A 23384-nucleotide genomic window follows, 5' to 3' on the forward strand; every position below is an offset into this window, starting at 1 on the left:
GAAATATATGACATTGCGTGGTAAAATAGAATGAAACTTTACTCATCGAGAATATTTTTATTCTCGATGAGTATTAGTTTTCAGCGATTTTAATTTTAATAAAATGAAACTTTTGAAAGATAGAAAGGATCGTTATTTGTGAAACAAGTAAAGTTTATACATGCGGCTGATTTGCATTTGGATAGTCCGTTTAAAGGGATGGAGATGAATGTTGCGCAGTCTGTTTGGGAGAGAATGAAGCAAAGTACGTTTGAATCATTTGAGCGTATTGTTGATAAAGCGATTCAAGAGCGCGTTGATTTCGTATTACTAGCTGGGGATTTGTATGATGCGGAGACGAGAAGTTTGAGGGCGCAAGTGTTTGTGCGTGAGCAAATGAAGAGACTTTCGCAGTACGATATCCCTGTTTTTATTATTCACGGTAACCATGATCATTTAGGGGGAAGCTGGGCAGCAATTGAGTTTCCGGAAAATGTTCATGTATTTACTGAGCCTTATGTAGAAGAGAAATCATTTTATAAAAATGGTGAGCTATTAGCTTCTATTTATGGTTTTAGTTATTTGCAGCAAGCGGTAACGGATAATATGACAGCGCAGTATACGAAAATGAGTGATGCGCCTTTTCATATTGGCATGCTTCACGGAAGTGTGGAAGGAGATGCAGAGCATAATCGCTATGCACCGTTTCAAATTCGTGAGTTGAAAGAAAAACTGTTTGACTATTGGGCTCTTGGCCATATACATAAACGTGAAATTTTATCAGAAGAGCCGTATATGATTTATCCAGGGAACATACAAGGTCGTCATCGTAAGGAAACAGGCGAGAAGGGTGCGTACCTTATTGAACTTACGAAACAAGGAACGCAATGTTCATTTTTCCATACGGCAGATGTTGTATGGGATGAGATTGAAGTTTGTATTGATGGACTTGAAACTGTTGATGAACTTATGACGAGCCTATCTACTGCGATGAATGAATGCAGAAGAGAAGAGGAAGGGATGCTTTTAACTGTCATATTTACAGGACAAGGCCCACTTTCTCCTTATTTGCGTGACGAAAAGCGTGTGGAAGAGATTTTTCACATTTTAGCATCTGGCGAAGAGCGAAAAGATTTCGTATATGCAATGAAGTGGAAAAATGAGACGGTTTCTTTTGCAGAAATCGAACGTTTGAAAGCAGAAAATCATTTCGTCGGTAGTGTGCTAAAAGAGTTAGAAGCTTTCAGCAATATGGACGGCGTATTGCGCACCATTTGGACATCTCCTGTAGCACGTAATAGTATTGAATCTTTTACAGAAGAAGAGAAGAAAGAGATTCAAAAGGAAGCAGAAAATATTATTTTAGAGCAATTATTCCAGCAAGAGAGGGATAAAAAATGAGAATTGAAAAACTCCATATTTATGGGTACGGAAAATTAGAAAATGTGGAAATGGATCTTTCATTGCTGACGGTGTTATACGGTGAAAATGAAGCGGGGAAATCGACAATTCGCTCATTTATGAAAAGTATTTTGTTCGGTTTTCCGACGAGAGGACAGCGCCGTTATGAGCCGAAAGAAGGCGGGAAGTATGGCGGCGCGATGACTGTGCAAACAGAGCAGTACGGTCGTTTGAAAATTGAGCGATTGCCAAAGACGGCAGCTGGCGAGGTGACCGTTTATTTTGAAGACGGGAAAACGGGCGGAGAAGAAATTTTAAACGATATATTAAGCGGGATGAATGAAAGTTTATTTGAATCTGTCTTTTCATTTGATATGCATGGTCTTCAAAATATTCATCAGCTAGGCGAAGCGGATATTGGCAATTATTTATTTTCGGCAAGTGCAGTCGGAAGTGATGCGCTATTGCAGTTAGATAAAAAGCTAGAAAAAGAAATGGATCAGCGCTTTAAGCCGAGCGGGCGTAAACCAGAAATTAACGTGTCACTGCAAGAGATGAAGAAACTTGAAGAGAAGATGAAAGAGTGGCAAGGAAAAATTGGCACGTATGAAAAACAAGTAGAGCAGTTAAAAGAAAGTGAAGAGAAGCTTGCTTCTGTTCGCGTGGAGAAAGAGAGTGCAGAAAAGCGAAAGCAAGATTATGAAATATTAGCAGCGCTTGAGCCACTCGTTATTGAAAAACGTGCGCATGAGAAAGTGTTAGAGAACGAGAGCGGGCAGTTTCCTGTAAACGGAATGGCGCGTTATGAAGCAATGAAGGCGAAGATGGAGCCGCTTCAATTACAAGTTGATTCGCTCCACAAGAAAATTGAGACAGTGCAATCGGAAATTGCCTCGATTCAAATAGATGAAGAGTTTTTACAAAAAGAAAGTTATGTAGAAGAACTTCGTATGCAGCATATGTCTTACGAAAATGCACGCCAAGAAATGCGTGATATGAGCGGGAATATTACGAATATAAAAGAAGAAATCGCAGAACTAGAACAACAAATTGGTACTACTTTTGAAAAGGAAACAGTTCTTTCATTTGATATGAGTTTGGCAACGAAAGAGTTAATTACGCAAACAGTGCAAAAGGCGCGCGAATTAGAAACGCAAAAAGCACAGCTCGATGATCGTTTTAAAGTAGCGCAAGAGCAATTAGAAGAACAAGAAGAAAATATAAGACAGATTAAGAAACAAATGTTAGTGGATGAAGAGAGAAATGTGTTAGTTGAGAAAGAGAAATCGTTCCAAGATGCGGCGTTTATCGGTATGGGCGCAGAGAGAATGAAGCGCAAGTATGAGGAAAAAGCAGGAGTAGCTAAGCAAAAGAAAAAGCAGTGGCAAAGAGTTTGTCTTCTGTTACTTCTTATTAACACAGTCGTTTTATTCACGAGCTTATTTATAGACAATCGCCCGCTCTTATTTATTAGTGTCATTATTTTTGTAGGGATTGTTCTTGCCCTCATTTTATATAAAGATCCGTCAAGTGGATTACAAGAAGAGCTCCTTACACTTCAGCAAAGTGCCGGCGGGAGACAAAGTGAAGAAGCGATGTCTGTTCGCTATCAGTTAGAAAAAGATGAAGAGATACGTAAATTATTTGAGCGCGAGTCTTATAAGTTACAGCAGTTGGAACGAGCGTATGATAAAGTCGTTTCATCGTATGAGGAATGGGAGAGAGAAACGTTCCAGGCGGGAGAACAAGTCGATGCATATAAAGCGCGCTATATGTTTCCTGAATTTTATACGTATGCACACATATTGCCGGCGTTTGAGCGTATTGAAAAAATGCAGCAATTATATCGTGAATTAGAGAAACAAGGCACGCGAAAATCTTCATTATATGAAATGATTTCGCAATTTGAACATAAACTAGAAACTGTTATCGGTAGTGCGGAGTATAGTAAGCTACACGAGGCACAAAGCCGTATGCAAAATGAGAAAGAGAAGCGCCAAACTTGTAAGCAGTTAAAAGAAAAACTGGCGGAATGGCAAGAAGAATATGAGTTTATGCAAGAACAATTAAAGCAATTACTAATAGAACGAGATGGTTTATGGCATATTGCAGCGTCTACAGATGAAGAGATGTTTTTAGAAGCGGGTAAACTAGCGGAAAACCGTGAAGATGCAGAGAAACAAGTGGGGCGTTTATTACCGCAAATTGATCTGTTAGAACAACGTTTAACGAGTTTATCATTAGCTGAACATTACGAAGCTGACGGTTATGACGGAAAATTAAAGCAAGAACTGACAGTCGTGCAAAACTGTCTGGCACAAGAGAAAGAACTGACAGAGCGTATTGCGAAACATCGTATGGAAATTGCGAATTTAGAAGAAGGTAGTACGTACGGCGATTTAATGCATGAATGGGAAATGAAAAAAGCGCAAGTGCGTGAACAAGTGAAGAAGTGGGCTGCTTATGCGGCCGCAAAAACGGTGTTAACGAAAACGAAGCAATATTATCATGAAGTACATCTTCCTCGTATTTTACAAAAGTCAGAAGAGTATTTCGTCTATTTAACAGGCGGACGATATAGTAAAATCTTTTCACCGTCAGAGTCAGAGCCGTTTATTGTAGAGCGTAACGATGGTATGCGTTTTTACAGTCATGAACTAAGCCAAGCGACAGCGGAGCAGTTATATTTATCGCTGAGATTTGCACTAGCAAAAACATTTGAGCATGATTATCCATTTATTATTGATGATAGTTTCGTGCACTTTGACGCGGTAAGGACGAATCGAACGATTGAACTTATAAAGGAAATTGCAAAGGATAGACAAGTCATATTCTTTACATGTCATGCGCATTTACTCGCGTATTTTACAGAAAAACAGATTATAAAATTAACACATATGCGTAAAGAAAATGAGTTGTAGTGTGCTATACTAAAAGTAATTGATTTGGTGGAGGAATTCGAATGAAAAAGAAAATTGCAGAGTATGAAGTTGGTGAACAAGTCGATATTTTCTTGTTAATTAAAACAGCGACAAAAGGTATCGCAAGCAATGGAAAGCCATTTTTAACAGTAATCTTACAAGATCCAAGTGGAGATATTGAAGCAAAATTGTGGGACGTATCACCAGAAGTTGAGAAACAATATGTAGCGGAAACAATCGTGAAAGTAGCTGGAGATATTTTAAACTACAAAGGACGTATTCAATTACGTGTGAAACAAATCCGTGTTGCGAATGAAAATGAAGTAACAGACATCTCAGACTTCGTAGAAAAAGCACCAGTGAAAAAAGAAGATATGGTTGAGAAAATTACGCAATACATATTTGAAATGAGAAACCCGAACATTCAACGTCTAACAAGACATTTATTAAATAAGCATCAAAACGAATTTTTAGACTATCCAGCAGCGACAAAGAACCATCACGAGTTCGTATCTGGACTAGCTTATCACGTCGTATCAATGCTTGATTTAGCGAAAGCTATCTCAAATCTATACCCATCATTAGATAAAGACTTACTATATGCAGGCGTTATTTTACATGACCTTGGTAAAGTAATCGAACTATCTGGCCCAATTTCTACAACGTATACGTTAGAAGGAAATTTACTAGGCCACATTTCGATTATGGTGAACGAAATTGGTAAAGCGGCAGACGAATTGCAAATCGATGCAGAAGAAGTATTAATTCTTCAACACATCGTCCTTTCTCACCACGGAAAAGCAGAATGGGGTAGTCCAAAACCACCATTAGTAAAAGAAGCAGAAATTCTGCATTACATCGATAACTTAGATGCAAAAATGAACATGATGGACCGCGCATTAGGACGCACAAAACCAGGCGAATATACAGAGCGTGTCTTTGCGCTTGATAATCGTTCGTTCTATAAGCCGTCGTTCCATAATTAAAAGTGTGAATAAAGTGGCCTTATTAAGTTTTAAAAGCTTAGTGAGGCTGTTTTCTTTATTAAAAATTAAATGAAATAGTTAAGAAGTACGCATGGGGTTAACGAAGAACGATTAAAACATATCTCACCACTAGAATGGGAGCATATCAACTTTAATATGGCAGATACTTAGAATCGCTTCAGCCTGTATAACAGGCCTAAAAATAAGAGTTGAAACTTGTTTAGCATCTATTTTTGTTAAAAGGTGGGAGAATTGTGCTATGATGTGGGCAAATATAAAACTATCTAAAGGAGGGATTTACATGCCGCATATTGTGTTTCGTGGAATTACTACTGAACAATTAAAACACATAAGCAAGCCATTAGTAGAAGAGCTCGCAGAGATTTGTGAGTGTGGTACGGATAATTTTACGTTGGAACTACCAAGTTCTACGTATGTATTCAATGGACAAGAAATAGAAGCGTTTCCTCTTATTGAAGTGAAATGGTTCGAGCGTGGACAGGAAATTCGTAATCGATTTGCCAAGGCCATTACTACATATGTAATGGATTTTGGACTTCCAGAAGTAGAGGTTGTATTTACGGTTTTCACAGAATCAGCGTATTATATTAACGGGAAGCATTGTGCAAGTTAGAGCTATTATAAATGTTTTTGTAACATTTATAAGGGATAGAACCACATCGCTATCAAGCTAACTAGACAAAATACCCTCTAAAAAGAGCAAGGCGTTATTCTTTCTGAGAAATCATAGGAAAGGATAACGCCTTTATATCAATTTTAATATAATCGATTCATTTCTTTATAAAAAGTTTGGTTATTTTATTGAAGCTTATTCCACAAACACACCCGTTTGTTCACTTTTTTACTGTTTGAAAGCCATACTTTTTATATTGATTCATTTATTGGAAAAACCGAAAGTTTTAAACGCTCTCTATTACATATTTATTTTTGGAAAAATAGCCTAACTCCAAATACTAATAATACTGTGCCAGTAATACCCTCTATTGTACGGTTCACCTTTTCTTTTCTTAAAAAAGTTCTTAATTGACGTATTAGAGAGATATAAAGTAAATACCATATTGCTGTCAAAGTCGTAAATGTGAATCCCAACAAAAGAAATTGGAAGAAATGACTTTGATTACTCACAATAAATTGGGGTAGAAAACTAAGGAAAAATACAGCCGTTTTTGGGTTTAAGATTGCCGTGGTAAATCCTTGTCTAAAACTTTTAACCGTTCCAATATCCCTAAAGTTTATTTCCACTGAACTTGACATATCTTCTTTTTTAGAAAAGGCACTTTTAATTGACTTTACAGCTAAATAAATTAAATAAAATGCCCCAGCATATTTTATTAATGTAAATAGCATAGCAAATTTCATTAAGATAGCAGAGAGTCCTAGTGTAGCCATTATTGTATGAATCATCATTCCAGATACCGTTCCTAAGACGGTCTTTATCCCACCATTTCTACCATGAGAGATAGTGTTTTTTGTAACTAAAGCAAAACCGGGACCAGGCATCATTATAATAAGGAGTGCTGTAAGGATAAATAGCATATAGTTTTCCATGTTATGGTATTTCCTTTCTGATTTTTAGTTTCGCTTATAGTATAGCTTTTTTCCTTAAAACATTAAATATAAAAAGTGTGATCAGGATAGTATCATAAACTTTCAAGGAGTTGTAATTGAATTATAGAGGGCTTCACTTGAATAATGTTCTTCTGTAAATGAGCGTTTTTTAATTACTTTTTCTCGGAACACTCTTAATTTTCTTTCGTTTATCGAGGGTATTAGTATCAACTTGACCAAACATTATCCAAAAACTACATTTAACATTTACGAAAGCATATTCGAATAATCATTCATTAAATTTCTTATCAATCAACAAAAATTAATTATCATAAGGAAGAGGTACGTGAACTTCTATTTAAGAAATTACTTATTCTTGAAAAAAACGAATTAACTCCCCATAAATAATTGTAAAGATATAAAATTCTATAATTCCCTCGGAACAAAAAAGTTGTCTTTTATAGCAACGAAGTTCATTTTTATCGTTTTGGGGTAGTGTATTCTTGGTAGCTTGATGGGCATGGAGAGCTTTGAGTCTTTAGCTTGATAGTGATGTGACGCTATCCAGAAATTAATGATTTTACACCCTAAATGTTATTTAACAAAAAAATCTTGAATTCGAGATTTTTCACTTGCTTTTCAATCACTTGAGGTGTAAAGTGATAGTAACGAAAGCGATTGAGTCATATGAAAAACATACACTCAGTTGTTTTCGATTAAAAAACAAAGTAACTTATACAGTAAAAACTAAGATGAATTTACAAAAACATAATTAAGAATAAATTGAAAAGCTAAAAACCATATTAGTTGTGGGAAATGTTATTTTTTTAGTTATCACTTGACTAGTAAAACGAAACGGAGGAATAACCAATGTATAAAATTAAAGGGCATCATCACATTTCAATGGTTACGAAAAATGCAAATGAAAATAATCACTTTTATAAAAACGTGCTTGGCTTGCGTCGTGTGAAAATGACAGTAAACCAAGATGATCCGTCAATGTACCACTTATTTTATGGAGATAAAACAGGAAGTCCAGGTACGGAATTATCATTTTTTGAAATTCCATTAGTAGGAAGAACATATCGCGGTACGAATGCGATTACTCGAATTGGATTACTTGTTCCTTCAGAGGATAGCTTGCATTACTGGAAAGAACGCTTTGAAAAATTTGATGTGAAACATAGTGAAATGACAACATATGCAAATCGTCCTGCTTTGCAATTTGAGGATGCTGAAGGTCTTCGCTTAGTACTACTCGTTTCAAACGGGGAAAAAGTAGAGCACTGGGAAACTTGGGAGAAATCAGAAGTTCCTGCAGAGCATCAAATTCAAGGAATGGGTTCTGTGGAAATGACCGTTCGTAGACTTGATAAAATGGCGAGTACACTTACAGAAATGTTTGGTTATACAGAGGTTAGCCGTAGCGAAGAGGAAGCAATTTTTCAATCCATTAAAGGAGAGGCTTTTGGAGAAATCGTTGTGAAATATTTAGATGGTCCTACTGAAAAGCCGGGCCGAGGCAGCATTCACCATTTAGCAATTCGCGTGAAAAACGATGCAGAGCTTGCTTATTGGGAAGAACAGGTGATACAAAGAGGCTTCCAGTCCTCAGGAATCATCGACCGTTTTTATTTTAAAAGCTTATATTTCCGCGAATCAAACGGAATCCTATTTGAAATTGCGACAGATGGACCAGGATTTACAGTTGATGGAGATGTGGAACATTTAGGAGAAAAACTTGATTTACCACCATTCCTAGAAGATCAGCGTGCAGAAATTGAAGCGAATTTAGCACCGATTGAAGAGAAGTAATAGAAGAAAATATACAACTTTAACATATAAATGAAACCCCATTGGAGGAATATAAAATGAACCAATTAAAAGGAATTCACCACGTTACAGCGATTACAAGTAGTGCAGAAAAAAACTATGAGTTCTTCACTCACGTTTTAGGAATGCGTTTAGTTAAGAAAACAGTAAACCAAGATGACATTCAAACGTATCATTTATTCTTTGCAGATGATAAAGGTAGTGCAGGAACAGATATGACATTCTTTGACTTCCCAGGTATTCCAAAAGGAGTACACGGTACGAATGAAATTTCAAAAACTTCATTCCGCGTTCCGGCCGATGCAGCATTAGAGTATTGGGTGAAACGTTTTGACCGTCTTGAAGTAGAACATACAGGAATTAAAGAGCAATTTGGTAAGAAAACTCTTTCTTTCGTTGACTTTGATGACCAACACTATCAATTAATCTCAGATGAACTTGATAAAGGAATCGAATCAGGTACACCATGGCAAAACGGGCCAGTACCATTAGAATACGCAATTACTGGTTTAGGCCCTGTATTTATCCGTATTGCAAACTTTAGTTTCTTCAAAGAAGTGTTAGAAAAAGTTTTATTATTTAAAGAGGTTGCGCAAGAAGGAGAATTCTATTTATTTGAAGTGAACAAAGGCGGAAACGGTGCCTCTGTCATCGTAGAACATAATACAGTTCTTCCTGAAGCACAACAAGGTTTTGGTACAGTGCACCATGCTGCATTCCGCGTAGAAGATCGCGCTGTATTAGAAGAATGGATTGAGAGAATCAGTAGCGTAGGACTTCCTTCATCTGGCTATGTAAACCGTCACTTCTTCGAATCATTATACGCAAGAGTTGCACCACAAATCTTATTTGAATTTGCAACAGACGGCCCAGGATTTATGGGAGATGAGTCATACGAAACACTTGGCGAAAAATTATCTTTACCTCCATTCCTAGAGCCAAAACGTGAAGAAATTGAAAAATTAGTTCGTCCAATTGATACAGTGAGAAGTACGAAGGAATTTATTAAAGAGTAAAAATAGAGATAGTAAGTAGGAGAGCAAGTAGTTTTAGCGGAGTGCTGGAACTGCTTGCTTTTTTATTTATTCTAGTAAGTTTTCTGACAATTGTTTCTCAAGTTATTAAAAAGGAAAACTTTGGTATAATTAATTAAAATATTAAATTTTCTGATAATTATTTTTCAATGCATAGAAAAGGAGTGGTAATATACAATTTTGATAATTGTATAAAAATACTAATTTTGGAGAAAAGGGGATGCGGAGTGTATGGGAGCAGATGTAGTAACGCGGGAGCAAATGAAACATTCTTTAGATGATTGGTATCGTGTAATGTTGCAGCAAAATATAGAGAAAGCTACGGAAATGAAAGAGGAGATTGAAAGTAAGATTAGTGGTTTGGACGTGGATCAGGATGTATTGCTTTATCATGCGTTGTTGAATTTTAGATATGATGCATTAGTGGATTGGATTGGGGTTAGAGAAGATAGTTTTGATAAAGTGGAATCTTTTGAAATCCCGGCAGAAGGTGTTCTAGCTTATTACTATCACTTTTTTAAAGGGTTTCATTGCACATTAATTTCAAATTATAACGAAGCGAAAGAACAGTATGAGCAAGCTGAGAAGTTATTGAAATATATTGCAGATCCGATAGAACATGCGGAGTTTAATTATCGGATGGGGAATTTCTATTATCAAAAATATGACCAAGTTCATGCAATAGATTACTTGAATAGGGCAAAAGCAGCATTTTTACAATATCCAGGTTATGAAATAAAAGTAGGATTATGTGAAAATGCTTTTGGACTATGTTGTGTAGACATAGATCACTATGAATTAGCGGAAGAAAACTTTAATTCTGCTATGGAAGTATTGCAAAAAGCAGATCAAAAAAAATATATGCTAATGGTTCGGCATAATTTAGCTTGGCTTTATGCTAGTCAAAATCTTTCAGAATTAGCGATTCGTCATATATCTGAGGTGACCAAAAATTACCCAGAACACTTTAAAGCCTTGTTTGTAGAAGCACATGAACATTACAAATTAGGACAATATAATTTAGCGAATCCAATTGTTGAAAAAGGTTTAAATATTTGTGTTGATTTAGGAGAAAAAGAATTTCAACATCGGTTTAAAATTTTGAAAGAACTCAATGGAAAATCTTCAGTATCAATTATTGAAGATGTAATTTTAGAAGGACTTTCTTATTTTGAGAGAGAAAGATTATGGGATTGTATTCAAGAATACACTGAAATTTTAGCACTGAAATTTTATGAATTTGATGATCATGTTAAGGCAAGTAAATATTTTTATATGAATAATAAGGCTCAAAAAAATATATTGGAAAAGGGAGCGTTAAAATAATGAAGAAATTTCGTTTGGCTATTGTTGGGACTGCATTAGTAGGGGTATTATCAATTGGGTTCAATAGTTCTTTTACAAATCAAGCTGTAAATATAGGAGACACAGGAGGAGCACCAGCAAGACCAGACTACGTTAATATAGGAGACACAGGAGGAGCACCAGCAAGACCAGACTACGTTAACATTGGTGACACAGGCGGAGCACCAGCAGATAATAAAGGCGACGGCAGAGTAAGCCAACTATAATAATAAAGAAAGGGACTTCAACATGAAGTCCCTTTTTCTATTTTCAGGTCATGTAGAGAAAAGAATTGACTTACTTTAAATATGTAACTATAATAGTTACAAAATAACCATTAGTGACAGAAATGAGTTATATTTTTTTAGTATAATTGTAACTGTCTAAGTTACAATTAAAAAGAGAACATAAAATAACCAAAAAATGTAAAAACTTTTAAATAGCAACAAGAGAAAGGAGACGGGAACTTTGAAACGGTTTAAGTTTTATATGATTAGCGGTATTGTGCTCGTTTTGTTAATTGTTTGTAATTTCGTCGATAAGCCGATTGCGAAGGTTGGAGAAGTGAAAGATACTGTTATGATGAAGCTGAATACGAAAGAGAGTATGGCGCAAATTGATGGGCAGACGATTTATTTTAAACAAATTGGTGAGGGAAAACCTCCTTTACTTATGCTGCACGGGTTTGGTGGTTCTTCTGATGGGTTTAGTGATATTTATCCGGAACTAGCGCGAGACCATACGATTATTGCGGTTGATATTTTAGGGTTTGGGCGTTCTTCTAAGCCAGTTGATTTTCAGTATTCGTTTCCTGCGCAAGTGAATTTATATTATAAGTTAATGAAGAAGCTCGGATACGATCAGTTTGCGGTGCTCGGCCATTCAATGGGCGGAGAGATGTCCCTCAATTTAGCGTATTTATATCCAGACGCAGTGACGCATCTCATTTTGGCGGATTCTACAGGGATAGAGTCTTTCCAGCAAAAAGAAAGTTATGAAGTACCACCGCTATCGACGGACTTACAAACTGTAACTGAGATTACGAAGTATAATAAAAATGAAGTAAAAAATAGTCGTGATGATAAAGAGCATTATGATCAGCTTACGAAAATGCGAGAGCGCCGCATTGCGATGGAAGCTGATAAAATTAAGGTACCGACTTTAATTATATGGGGACGACATGATAAGAGTGTTTCGTGGAAAAATGGTGAACTGTATCATGGGCTATTTGTGAATAGTACGTTTCATATTATTGAAAAAGGATACCACGCACCGTTTCGTCAGGAACCAATTGAGTTTATGGAATATGTACAAGCATTTTTCGCGAAGCATCCACAATGATAAATTTTTAAGCATAAATCCATTTCTTTCCTCATAAAGTGAAACTAATAAGGCTTGTCTAAGGAAAGGAATGAAGTGATTTGGAAACTTTACCATGGTGGGTGTATCTTGTAATTGTCGGGATTGTACTAAGTGGCTACATGGTTTTATATACTTCGAAAAAAGAGCAAGATATGGATAATGAGTTTATCGAAAAAGAAGGCGAAGTATATATGAAGCGCTTAGAAGAAGAGCGCGAGAAACGTAATCAGGATAGTGATAAGGATTCTGTATTGCTTTAATAGAAATTTTGAAAGGCTACCACCTAGTAGGATTTTACATCTAGGTGGTAGCTTTTTTTCTTCTGGGGGAGCAGTATATGTTCATCAAGCTAAGGTTATATTAGTTTAATTTTACATGTATAAGAGAGTCATCATAAACTTTTATTGATGGCATTTATATATATTTTTCCTCATAAGAATGGAACTAGTGGGGATTTTACTGGGGGGGATTAACAATGCATAGGGATGAAACTTCATTACATCCTGATACAGGCGTTACGTCTGTAATGTTTGTTGAGCGTTCATTAAATGAAATTCGTTTTTGGTCTAGAATCATGAAGGAGCATTCTTTTTTTCTTCGATTGGGATTTAGATGTGAGGATACTCAATTAATTGAAGAGGCGAATCAATTTTATCGGTTGTTTGAACATATTGAACAAATAGCGCATTCCTATACAAATGAAACAGATCCTGAGCAAATAAAAAGATTTAATGCAGAAGTACAACAAGCCGCAACTAATATTTGGGGATTTAAACGAAAAATTTTAGGATTAATTCTCACATGTAAATTGCCAGGACAAAATAACTTTCCACTTTTAGTTGACCATACAAGTAGGGAAGCTGATTATTTTAGAAAACGTTTAATACAATTAAATGAAGGTAAATTAGATGCCCTTCCTGATGCTATTATTAAAGAAAATGTTTTCTTTTTACGGATTATGGCAGACCATGCTAAATTTATTGGCCATCTTCTTGATCCGTCGGAAAGAAAGCTTGTAGATACAGCACGAAATTTTAGCAATGATTTTGATGAATTGATGTATCAAGCAATTGACTTAGAATCTATGAAACCACAATCCCAAACAGCTCCTCTTTTAGATCAATTTTTAGATCAAAATCGCGTGTCAGTTGCATCTCTTCGGGATTTTAAGAAAACAGCACGTGATTTAATTGAGCAATGTAAAATAAAGAGTATCATTCATCCATTATTAGCAGACCATGTTTTCCGTGAAGCTGATAGATTTCTTGAAATCATTGATATGTATGATGTTCATCTTACAAATATTCAATCACAACCTAGATATTAGAAGATAAGGAAAGATACTATTTTTCCTTAAGCTGAGAAGTTAACAATTTATTGTTAGCTTCTTTTCTTTGTGATTAAAATTTTCTTTTAAGGACTACATAAATCCTTTTGACCAAATATGTAATTCTTTGTAAAATGTTATATATGGAAAGATTATGAATATACAGGAAATCTATGGGTAGTAGATTTTAATAAATTACTCGGGGGAAATTTATTAATTAAGTATATTAACTTTTTCACATTAAATTTTACAACTAAAGGGGTAGTAGTAATCATGAAGGCAAAGAAATTAGTAAGTTTAGCATTACCAGTTATGTTATTGAGCGGTTGTATTACAATTGAAACGGATGGTAAGAAAGCTAATGAACCAAAGAAAGAAGAAACACAACAGGTAGAGAAAGAAAATAAGGCTTCTGAAAAAGAGAGTAAGTCAACTGATAGCAAGAAAGAGGATAGCTTATCTGTAGCGAAAGGTGAAGGTACAAACAGTAGTTCATCAAGTAGTCAACCAAGTTCTTCTTCAAATAATTCAACTTCTTCACCTGGTAAGGTAACTGGTTCAGATGTTGAAAGGTACAAGGCAGATATCATAAATAGTGCTAATCAAATTGAAGATACAATGAAATTAATTGAAGGAATAGCAGATTCAGACGTAAAATCATACAAACAAAAGAAAAGTGAAGTACAACTAAGTTTAGGTGGAGCAAAGGCAACAACGAAGAAACTGAAGAATTTACAAGCGCCCCCTGAGTTACAGGGAGAACAGGCGAAGATAAAGCAATCGATGGAACTGTATGCGGATTGTTTTCAACTTCTCTTTGATGCATTGGACCAAGAAGACGAAAGTAAAATGCATCAATCAGTAAGTAAAGCACAAGAAGGTTCGAAACTGTTTGAAGAGGCAGCGAAGAGTATCGGTAGTAAAACTAACTAAAAATAAAGTATTTAAAGGGGTATTTGTAAGTGCAGTTGGTGCAAGTGAAGAGTTAGGAATTAGTTATGGAAACACATTACAAATTTATCAAATGGACGATAATGTTCGTATTCGATATGTAAAACAATAAATAATTGGTGAAAAACTCTGTAATAAATTTTACAGGTTTTTTTGTTAGTTCTAGTTTATTTTTTTGTCTTCCTAAGCGCTAAGCATACTAGTATAAGTTGAGAAATGAACAAAACGATAATGATAGGCAGATGATGTAACTCCATAGTAACTGTAACCATCTAAAGCCCAATTCATACACTATGATGGAGGATTTTTACTTCATAACCGGATGAAAAAGGAGTGTAATCATGAAGAAACGTACTGTTAATGAAGCAGGAAGGAATGTGCCACAACCAATCCGCAGCGACGGAGCAGGTGCGATTGATTCTGGACCTCGTAATGTTATGCGGGATATTCAAAATCCGAATATGCTTGTTCCGCCTATAACGGATGCAGGGTTAGTTCCTAACTTGAAGTTTTCATTCTCGGACACTTCTATGATTTTGAAACAAGGCGGGTGGTCTCGGGAGATTACTGCTCGGGAACTACCGGTTTCGACGACGATTGCCGGAGTAAATATGAGTTTAACGGCAGGTGGAGTACGAGAACTACATTGGCATAAAGAAGCAGAATGGGCGTATATGCTTTTAGGACGGGCACGCATAACGGCTGTAGATCAAAATGGACGGAATTTTATTGCTGATGTTGGACCAGGTGATCTTTGGTATTTTCCTCCTGGTATTCCGCATTCCATTCAAGGGTTGGAACATTGTGAGTTTTTGCTCGTTTTCGATGATGGGCATTTTTCTGATTTATCTACTTTAGCTATTTCTGATTGGTTTGCGCATACGCCGAAAGAAGTGCTATCGGCTAACTTCGGAGTGCCGGAAAGTGCTTTTCATTCCATTCCTTCAGAGCAAGTGTATATTTATCAGGGAGAGGTACCAGGTTCGCTTGAGAGTCAGGAAGTTCAGTCGCCGAAAGGAGAAGTTCCTTTAACGTTCAAGTACGAACTTTTAAAACAAAAACCGATTAAGACTCCTGGTGGGAGCGTTCGAATTGTCGACTCTACGAATTTTCCTATTTCAAAAACAATCGCAGCGGCGCTCGTTGAAGTGGAGCCTGGTGGAATGAGAGAGCTTCATTGGCACCCGAATAATGATGAGTGGCAATATTATCTTACAGGGGAAGCGAGAATGACTGTGTTTCTTGGAAATGGTACCGCTCGTACATTTGATTATAGAGCTGGCGATGTCGGATATGTACCGTTTGCGACGGGGCATTATATTCAAAATACAGGTACCGAAACATTATGGTTTTTAGAGATGTTCAGAAGCAATCGTTTTGAAGATGTATCGTTAAATCAATGGATGGCACTGACTCCTAAAGAAATAGTGGAGAGTAATATACATGTTGGCCCGCAAGTAATGGATTCTCTGCGTAAGGAGAAGTGGCCTGTTGTGAAATATCCGGGGTTTTCATATAGTCCGAAAAGTGATGAGTAAAAATGAAAATTTGCGTTATTCTTTCTGGAGACTGATAAGAAGGGATGGCGTATTTTTTATGCCTAATCTAGTCTTTATCCCGCTATTTGCCGGGCAGTAAGACCCACCTCAAAATTCAGCGGAATCAAAGAAGTTAGGTGGGGCGCGGGCTGTCCGTAAAAGCCCGATTAGTGAGGGCTGATTAAAGTTTCACTTTATTAGTATCCGTCCCTTGTATTATTGTTCGGGAAATTATTATTGGAGCATAGTATAGGGAAGATACATATAAAAGAGCGCCATTATAAGCTGTAACGTATAAGTTGTGCAGGAAATGCAACAATAACTCGCTTTACTCTTCATCATTTATTTGAACATAATGGGCATAGAGAGGTGATAAACACAGTATGATTTTTAGTGAGCGTTTAAAAGAAGAAAGGGAAAAAAGAAATTGGTCGCAAAATGATTTGGCTGAAAAACTTCATGTGAGCAGGCAATCTGTTTCGAAATGGGAGACGGGAAAGAACTATCCGAGCATTGAAATTATTATTCATTTAAGTGATCTGTTCGGTATTACAATTGATGAACTGCTAAGGAGTGATGAAGAATTGACGCAGAAAATAATTGAAGATAGTAAGCAATTGGCGTATCCAAAATGGAAGGTGTTTTTTGATAGTCTATTTATGATAGGAGTATTTTTGTTTATTGCAAAAATCGTTGTATGGATGCTAAATAAGTTTGCTGGAGCAAGTATTACAATTGTAGCAGATGCGCCATATGTAATGAATCTTTTACCCCTTGCATTCATGATTATAGGTGGTATAGGTTCCGATAAGTTGAAGAAAATATATAGATAAGAGAAAGATTTGAAAGAAATCCCCAACACTAGCTGTTCTTTTCACTTAAATTGTGTACTATAAAGGATAGGATGACATAAAGAAGGGGACATTTAGAATGGAATTTCATGAACAGAAGATTTTGCCGGCAGTGAGGCAAATTAAAGATTTGGAAAAGCTATTACATAGTTCGTATGAATATATCGTTATTTTAGATATTCATGTCGGTCAATTGAAGAGTGTTATATCGCTTGCGAAGCAATATTGTAAAAAGGTATTTTTACATGTGGATTTAATTCATGGTTTGCAGAGTGATGGGCATGCGACGGAATATTTATGTCAGGAGTTTAGACCGTACGGGTTACTTTCAACAAAGGCGAGCGTTATTATGAAGGCGAAGCAAAAAGGTGTTGTGGCAATACAACGCATCTTTTTAATCGATTCGAGTGCGATGGAGAAGAGCTGCAATCTTTTAGATAAGACGAAACCGGATTATATTGAGGTACTTCCTGGAGCATTAACGGATGTTATCGCTGAAGTGAAAGAGCGTACTGGTGTACCGATTTTAGCAGGTGGTTTTATTCGCACTGTAGAAGATGTGGAAAGAGCATTAAATGCTGGTGCGACAGCAATTACGACATCAAAACGTGAACTATGGAAACATTACCAAAAAAAGTGACGAAAATGTGAATTTTTTCGTTGACACCGCTTTCATTTACGGTTAACATTATAGACAAGTTAATAAACGTGACGGAGAAAAGTAGAGATCCACATTTCATTGTTTCTATATAAATTTATATAGAAGCGTGCAAGCTGTGGGTCTTTTTCTTTTGACAAAAACGAATGGCCATTCATTTTACCTCTATCACATTTGAAAGCGTTTAAATTGATTGTGGAGGAATACTATGTCAGCATTTTTAGGAGAGTTAATAGGGACTGCGTTGTTAATCGTACTTGGTGGCGGCGTTTGTGCTGGTGTAAGTTTAAAGAAATCGTTTGCGAAAGATTCAGGTTGGATTGTTATTACAATGGGCTGGGGCTTAGCAGTAGCGGTTGCAGCGTATGCGGTTGGATCAATTAGTGGGGCACATTTGAATCCAGCTTTAACGATAGGATTAGCATTTAAGGGAGCGTTCCCATGGAGCGACGTACCAGGTTATATCGTAGCACAAATGATTGGGGCAATTATCGGGGCAGTTATCGTATATTTACATTACTTACCACACTGGAAAGAAACAGAAGATCCAGGAACAAAGTTAGGTGTATTTGCAACAGGTCCAGCAATTCCGAACACATTTGCAAACCTTTTAAGTGAAATGATTGGAACATTCGTTTTAGTATTTGGTATATTAGCAATTGGTGCAAATAAATTTGCAGATGGATTAAATCCATTTATCGTAGGTTTCTTAATTGTAAGTATTGGTTTATCATTAGGTGGGACAACAGGATACGCAATTAACCCAGCGCGTGATTTAGGTCCGCGTATCGCACACTTCTTCCTTCCGATTGCAGGAAAAGGCGGTTCAAACTGGAAGTATGCATGGATTCCAGTAGTTGGTCCAATTTTAGGTGGATCACTTGCAGGTTTATTCCATCAAGTTGTATTTGAAGGAAAACAAAATTCAGCACTTATTTATGTGATTATCGCAACTGTGATTGTACTAGCAATCTCTTATATGACAAGTAAAAAAAGCGGAAGCAATACAAATAGTAGAAAAGTAGCATAAGGGGGAAACCGATATGAAAAAATATATTCTTTCATTAGACCAAGGAACAACAAGCTCACGCGCAATTCTTTTCAATAAAAAAGGTGAAATTGTTCATTCAGCTCAAAAAGAGTTTACACAACATTTTCCAAAGCCGGGCTGGGTAGAGCATAATGCACAAGAAATTTGGGGATCTATTTTAGCAGTTATCGCAACTTGCTTAAGCGAAGCAGATGTAAAACCAGAACAAATCGCAGGTATCGGTATTACGAACCAACGTGAAACAACGGTTGTATGGGATAAAACAACTAGTAAACCAATTTACAACGCAATCGTATGGCAATCTCGCCAAACAGCTGAAATTTGTGATGAGTTAAAAGAAAAAGGTTATAGCGAAATGGTTCGCGAAAAAACAGGTCTTTTAATTGATGCATACTTCTCTGGTACGAAAGTAAAATGGATTTTAGATAACGTTGAAGGTGCAAGAGAAAAAGCAGAAAACGGCGATCTATTATTCGGAACAATTGATTCGTGGCTTGTATGGAAACTATCTGGTGGTAAAGCACACGTAACAGATTACTCAAACGCATCACGTACGTTAATGTTTAACATTCACGACTTACAGTGGGATGATGAGCTTCTAGAAATGTTAACAGTACCAAAGAGCATGCTTCCAGAAGTGCGTCCATCATCTGAAATTTACGGAGAAACAATTGATTACCACTTCTTCGGCCAAAATGTACCGATTGCAGGTGTAGCTGGTGACCAACAAGCAGCATTATTTGGACAAGCTTGTTTCGGTGAAGGTATGGCGAAAAATACTTACGGAACTGGTTGCTTCATGTTAATGAACACTGGTGAAAAAGCAGTAGCTTCTGAGCACGGTCTATTAACAACAATTGCATGGGGAATAGATGGTAAAGTAAACTACGCATTAGAAGGAAGTATTTTCGTAGCGGGTTCTGCAATTCAGTGGTTACGTGACGGAATGCGCATGTTTAAAGATGCAAGTGAGAGTGAAGTGTATGCGAGTCGCGTTGAATCAACTGACGGTGTATACGTTGTACCAGCATTCGTTGGACTAGGAACACCTTATTGGGATAGTGAAGTACGCGGCGCTATGTTTGGTGTAACGCGCGGTACGACGAAAGAGCATTTCATTCGTGCAACGCTAGAATCTTTAGCTTACCAAACGAAAGACGTATTATGCGCAATGGAAGCAGATTCAGGTATTGAGCTGAAAACATTACGCGTTGATGGCGGAGCAGTTAAAAATAACTTCTTAATGAAGTTCCAAAGTGATATTTTAGATGTTCCTGTAGAGCGTCCAGTAATCAACGAAACAACGGCTCTAGGTGCAGCATACTTAGCTGGTCTTGCGGTTGGATATTGGAAAAACCAAGATGAAATTAAAGAACAGTGGCATATGGACAAACGCTTTGAACCAACGATGGAAGCGAAAACAAGCGAAGAGCTATATGCTGGATGGAAAAAAGCAATTGAAGCAACAAAAGCTTTCAAATAATCATAAACAGTGTTATAATGGTGACAAGTTAATAATTCGGTAGGAGATTTGGAGAGACCACAACGCGCTATAGAGGCGAAATCTATAGCGGAGTTTGTGGTCTCTTTTTTCGTTATCAAAGGGAGGAATTACCATGAAATTTTCAAGTAAACAACGTAAAGACGTATTAAACGGAGTAAATAAACAAGAGTTAGATGTGATCGTAATTGGTGGAGGTATTACTGGTTCTGGTATTGCATTAGATGGAGCAACACGCGGGTTATCAACAATTGTGTTTGAAATGCAGGACTTTGCAGCAGGTACATCAAGTCGTTCAACGAAGCTTGTACACGGTGGTCTACGTTATTTAAAACAACTTGAAGTGAAAATGGTAGCAGAGGTGGGGAAGGAGCGTGCGATCGTATATGAGAACGGTCCCCATGTAACAACACCAGAGTGGATGTTACTTCCGTTCCATACAGGCGGTACGTTCGGATCATTTAGTACATCAATTGGTCTTCGTGTATACGACTTCTTAGCAGGTGTAAAACGAAGCGAGCGCAGAAAGATGTTTAACCGTGAAGAAACGCTAAACAAAGAGCCTCTTGTAAAAAAAGAAGGATTAAAAGGCGGCGGTTACTACGTAGAATATCGTACAGACGATGCGCGTCTTACAATTGAAGTAATGAAAGAAGCAATTGAGCACGGCGCAAAAGCTGTTAATTACGCAAAAGTAGATAGTTTCTTATATAAAGATGGAAAAGTATGTGGTGTACGTGTAATCGATTTACTAGACGGAGAAGTATACGAAGTTTACGGTAAGAAAATTGTAAACGCAGCTGGCCCTTGGGTAGATACACTTCGTGAAAAAGATAACTCGAAAAAAGGAAAAGTACTTCAGTTATCAAAAGGTGTTCACTTAGTAATTGATCAAAAACGTTTCCCATTAGGTCAAGCGATTTACTTCGATACACCAGATAAACGTATGGTATTCGCGATTCCACGCGGCGGAAAAACATATGTAGGTACAACAGATACGTTCTATGATAAAGACGCAGCTGTACCACAAATGACAACAGAAGATCGCACGTACATTATTAATGCGATTAACTACATGTTCCCAAGCGTGAAAATTACAGAGAAAGACATTGAATCAAGCTGGGCTGGTGTACGTCCGTTAATTTACGAAGAAGGTAAGAGTGCATCTGAAATTTCTCGTAAAGACGAAATTTGGACTTCTGAATCTGGTTTAATTACAATCGCAGGTGGTAAATTAACTGGATACCGCAAAATGGCTGAAATGGTAGTAGACTACGTAACGAACTTACTACAAAAAGAAGGTCATAGCGCATATCCGAAGAGCGACACGAAACATATGCCAATCTCTGGTGGACATGTAGATGGTTCACACGGATTCCCAGTATTCGTTGCGAAAAAAGCTGGCGAAGGTACGAAATATGGTTTAACAACAGCACAAGCAGAAGAATTCGCGAAATTCTACGGCTCTAACGTTGACGTACTATTTGATTTAGCGAAAAAATATAAAGACGAAGCGAAAGAATACAACATGCCGCTAGACGTTCTAATCCCGCTTGTATACGCAATGGATTACGAAATGACAGCAAAACCAGTCGACTTCTTCGTACGCCGCAGAGGCGCTGTATTCTTCAATATCCACTGGGTATACGAGTGGAAAGAAGCAGTAATCAACTACATGGCTGCGAAACTAGGCTGGAGCAAAGAAGAACAAATGAAATATACAGCTGAACTAGAAAAAGCATTAACAGATGCTGTAATTCCTGTAGATCAACAAGAACAGGCAGCTGCATTAGCTTAAAATAGAGAACCACCTGAAGGGGAGCCTTTAGGTGGTTTTTTCTCTTGACTAAAAATAAATAAAATGTGTTACAATGATGATAGAGTATGTAGTGTGAATTTTGCATAAAATAAAAAAGACAGAAGCCTGAGAAACTTCTGCCTTGTGTAACCTAACTTGCTATTGTGGTGGTAGTAGGTGCGGTTATAAGACAATTACATTAACGTTTTAGCCGAGAACCGCCCTTACCTTTTCCACGAAGCAGGGTGGTTCTCGCTTTTTTGTATACAGAAATTAGCCACGGACCGACGTATCTTCTACCGATGACAACGCCAGCTCCGGTTAGGATACCATACACTAATTTAATTACAAACATCGCGATTATATTATCACCTCCCCCTTTTTTCAAAATGGAAGAGATGACTGCCACACCTACTAGTTATAGCTTATTAAGTTACGTATTCATTGTATTATGTTTTAAAATAGGGAACAAGATATATGGATGAAAATTCCTGTTTTTAAGCAGAACATTAGTGTCAGGGGACAAGAAGTAAATAAATATTCATAAAAAAACGGTATGGACATCGCAATCTGTATTTTTTACACTAGCACACTTAGTACGTTTTGTTTCAAAAACATAAATAGATAGTATGTAGAGGGTTATGATAAATAACCCTCTTTTCGTGTTTAAATAAGTGCACTCTCTTTAACAGAAATACATAATTCAGAACGAGAGATTGATTCAGTTAGTTGCTGTAAATAAGAGTATTCTTCCGCATCTTTTTCGGAAGTGTTAGGATCTAGTAAAGGTGAAGAAAGAAGTACATCAATCGTAAGTATGTCTGCATCATGAGAGACGATGTTATAACCTGCAAATACAGGTCGTTTTAAGTCTTTTACTTTTTGAATCATTTGATGGAATTTCGTAACACTTATATGGATTTGTGCGAATGGAAAGCATTTTTGGATAGGATTCTCGATGTTCTTTCTAATTTTATAATCGTATACATAGTAGTACTTTTCTTGCTGCTCAAGTGTTTGCAACTCTTTCGTTAATGAGTGGTATTTGTCTGTAAGTCCAGTTGTGAGTGCACGATGTTCTTCGCCAACTAATAATGTGAAAGGTCTTGGTGAGGAGATTGAAATGGTGCGGACGTTTAGGTCAGTAAAAGTGTGCTTAGATTGTAAAATGGTATGTAATTTTTCGGTAGGAAACTCACCGTCATAAATAGCAATAAAATAGTGGTTCATCTTTTCGCTCCTTAATTTTTTTCTAAACTGATATATTCTACTTTAAAGGT

The 23384-nt window shown here is 36.9% G+C and carries 22 protein-coding genes; 19 read left to right on the top strand and 3 right to left on the bottom strand.

What is annotated here, in order from left to right; genetic code table 11:
- Positions 1–138 precede the first annotated feature (138 nt).
- The 4 genes from ACTFRM_RS01650 to ACTFRM_RS01665 all read left to right on the top strand — a co-directional run bounded on the left by ACTFRM_RS01650 (position 139) and on the right by ACTFRM_RS01665 (position 5921).
- A complete protein-coding gene (locus tag ACTFRM_RS01650) occupies positions 139–1380 on the top strand; it encodes a metallophosphoesterase family protein (protein ID WP_063246224.1) in 1242 nt (413 codons plus the stop codon).
- Positions 1377–4301, top strand: coding sequence for an ATP-binding protein (locus ACTFRM_RS01655; protein WP_173600888.1), 2925 nt, complete (start codon positions 1377–1379; stop codon positions 4299–4301). Before ACTFRM_RS01650 ends, ACTFRM_RS01655 begins: the two co-directional genes overlap by 4 nt.
- 41 nt (positions 4302–4342) lie before the next feature.
- Positions 4343–5287, top strand: a complete 945-nt coding sequence (gene yhaM, locus ACTFRM_RS01660; RefSeq protein ID WP_000726638.1) for a 3'-5' exoribonuclease YhaM — start codon at positions 4343–4345, stop codon at positions 5285–5287.
- A gap of 301 nt (positions 5288–5588) precedes the next feature.
- The gene (locus tag ACTFRM_RS01665; RefSeq protein WP_001120262.1) at positions 5589–5921 is read left to right on the top strand and encodes a DUF1904 family protein; all 333 of its coding nucleotides are present in this window, start codon (positions 5589–5591) and stop codon (positions 5919–5921) included.
- A gap of 308 nt (positions 5922–6229) precedes the next feature.
- Here the strand turns inward: ACTFRM_RS01665 and ACTFRM_RS01670 are convergent, their stop codons facing one another.
- Entirely contained in the window at positions 6230–6856 is a 627-nt protein-coding gene (locus ACTFRM_RS01670; RefSeq protein WP_000433009.1) for a LysE family translocator, read from the bottom strand.
- 870 nt (positions 6857–7726) lie between these two features.
- Between ACTFRM_RS01670 and ACTFRM_RS01675 the strand changes: the two genes are divergently transcribed.
- The 15 genes from ACTFRM_RS01675 (at position 7727) to glpD (ending at position 22104) form a co-directional block, all read left to right on the top strand.
- Positions 7727–8671, top strand: coding sequence for a ring-cleaving dioxygenase (locus ACTFRM_RS01675; protein ID WP_000276676.1), 945 nt, complete (start codon positions 7727–7729; stop codon positions 8669–8671).
- Positions 8672–8727: 56 nt separating this feature from the next.
- Positions 8728–9705, top strand: coding sequence for a ring-cleaving dioxygenase (locus tag ACTFRM_RS01680; RefSeq protein ID WP_001072536.1), 978 nt, complete (start codon positions 8728–8730; stop codon positions 9703–9705).
- A 249-nt stretch (positions 9706–9954) separates the two neighbouring features.
- Positions 9955–11049: a RapH N-terminal domain-containing protein gene (locus ACTFRM_RS01685; protein WP_000500588.1), complete on the top strand. Its 1095-nt coding sequence runs from the start codon at positions 9955–9957 to the stop codon at positions 11047–11049.
- Positions 11049–11294, top strand: a complete 246-nt coding sequence (locus tag ACTFRM_RS01690; protein ID WP_000714517.1) for a Phr family secreted Rap phosphatase inhibitor — start codon at positions 11049–11051, stop codon at positions 11292–11294. Before ACTFRM_RS01685 ends, ACTFRM_RS01690 begins: the two co-directional genes overlap by 1 nt.
- 241 nt (positions 11295–11535) lie before the next feature.
- A complete protein-coding gene (locus ACTFRM_RS01695; RefSeq protein ID WP_000819481.1) occupies positions 11536–12408 on the top strand; it encodes an alpha/beta fold hydrolase in 873 nt (290 codons plus the stop codon).
- A gap of 80 nt (positions 12409–12488) precedes the next feature.
- The gene (locus ACTFRM_RS01700; protein ID WP_000449223.1) at positions 12489–12689 is read left to right on the top strand and encodes a sporulation YhaL family protein; all 201 of its coding nucleotides are present in this window, start codon (positions 12489–12491) and stop codon (positions 12687–12689) included.
- A gap of 215 nt (positions 12690–12904) precedes the next feature.
- Positions 12905–13756 (top strand): DUF2935 domain-containing protein, encoded by an 852-nt coding sequence (locus ACTFRM_RS01705; RefSeq protein WP_000554479.1) that lies wholly within the window; start codon positions 12905–12907, stop codon positions 13754–13756.
- Between the two features lie 273 nt (positions 13757–14029).
- On the top strand, positions 14030–14689 hold the full coding sequence (locus ACTFRM_RS01710) for a DUF7018 domain-containing (lipo)protein (RefSeq protein WP_000644845.1): 660 nt from the start codon (positions 14030–14032) through the stop codon (positions 14687–14689).
- The gene (locus ACTFRM_RS01715) at positions 14649–14819 is read left to right on the top strand and encodes a hypothetical protein (protein WP_002182520.1); all 171 of its coding nucleotides are present in this window, start codon (positions 14649–14651) and stop codon (positions 14817–14819) included. Before ACTFRM_RS01710 ends, ACTFRM_RS01715 begins: the two co-directional genes overlap by 41 nt.
- 229 nt (positions 14820–15048) lie before the next feature.
- On the top strand, positions 15049–16245 hold the full coding sequence (locus ACTFRM_RS01720) for an oxalate decarboxylase family bicupin (RefSeq protein ID WP_000747526.1): 1197 nt from the start codon (positions 15049–15051) through the stop codon (positions 16243–16245).
- Positions 16246–16628: 383 nt separating this feature from the next.
- Positions 16629–17078 (top strand): helix-turn-helix domain-containing protein, encoded by a 450-nt coding sequence (locus ACTFRM_RS01725; protein WP_000577651.1) that lies wholly within the window; start codon positions 16629–16631, stop codon positions 17076–17078.
- 97 nt (positions 17079–17175) lie between these two features.
- Entirely contained in the window at positions 17176–17736 is a 561-nt protein-coding gene (gene glpP / locus ACTFRM_RS01730) for a glycerol uptake operon antiterminator GlpP (RefSeq protein ID WP_000394285.1), read from the top strand.
- Positions 17737–17962: 226 nt separating this feature from the next.
- Complete coding sequence (glpF, locus tag ACTFRM_RS01735) at positions 17963–18784, top strand: glycerol uptake facilitator protein GlpF (protein ID WP_001272200.1); 822 nt, start codon at positions 17963–17965, stop codon at positions 18782–18784.
- Positions 18785–18797: 13 nt separating this feature from the next.
- Positions 18798–20288, top strand: a complete 1491-nt coding sequence (gene glpK / locus ACTFRM_RS01740) for a glycerol kinase GlpK (RefSeq protein ID WP_000760011.1) — start codon at positions 18798–18800, stop codon at positions 20286–20288.
- 133 nt (positions 20289–20421) lie between these two features.
- Complete coding sequence (glpD, locus tag ACTFRM_RS01745; protein WP_000672834.1) at positions 20422–22104, top strand: aerobic glycerol-3-phosphate dehydrogenase; 1683 nt, start codon at positions 20422–20424, stop codon at positions 22102–22104.
- 199 nt (positions 22105–22303) lie between these two features.
- Here the strand turns inward: glpD and ACTFRM_RS01750 are convergent, their stop codons facing one another.
- Positions 22304–22492 (bottom strand): hypothetical protein, encoded by a 189-nt coding sequence (locus ACTFRM_RS01750; protein WP_063246215.1) that lies wholly within the window; start codon positions 22490–22492, stop codon positions 22304–22306.
- A gap of 278 nt (positions 22493–22770) precedes the next feature.
- Positions 22771–23334: a hypothetical protein gene (locus tag ACTFRM_RS01755; RefSeq protein WP_001017096.1), complete on the bottom strand. Its 564-nt coding sequence runs from the start codon at positions 23332–23334 to the stop codon at positions 22771–22773.
- Positions 23335–23384 lie beyond the last annotated feature (50 nt).

It is taken from the genome of Bacillus cereus group sp. MYBK227-1, assembly GCF_051916325.1.
Lineage (GTDB): Bacteria > Bacillota > Bacilli > Bacillales > Bacillaceae_G > Bacillus_A > Bacillus_A cereus.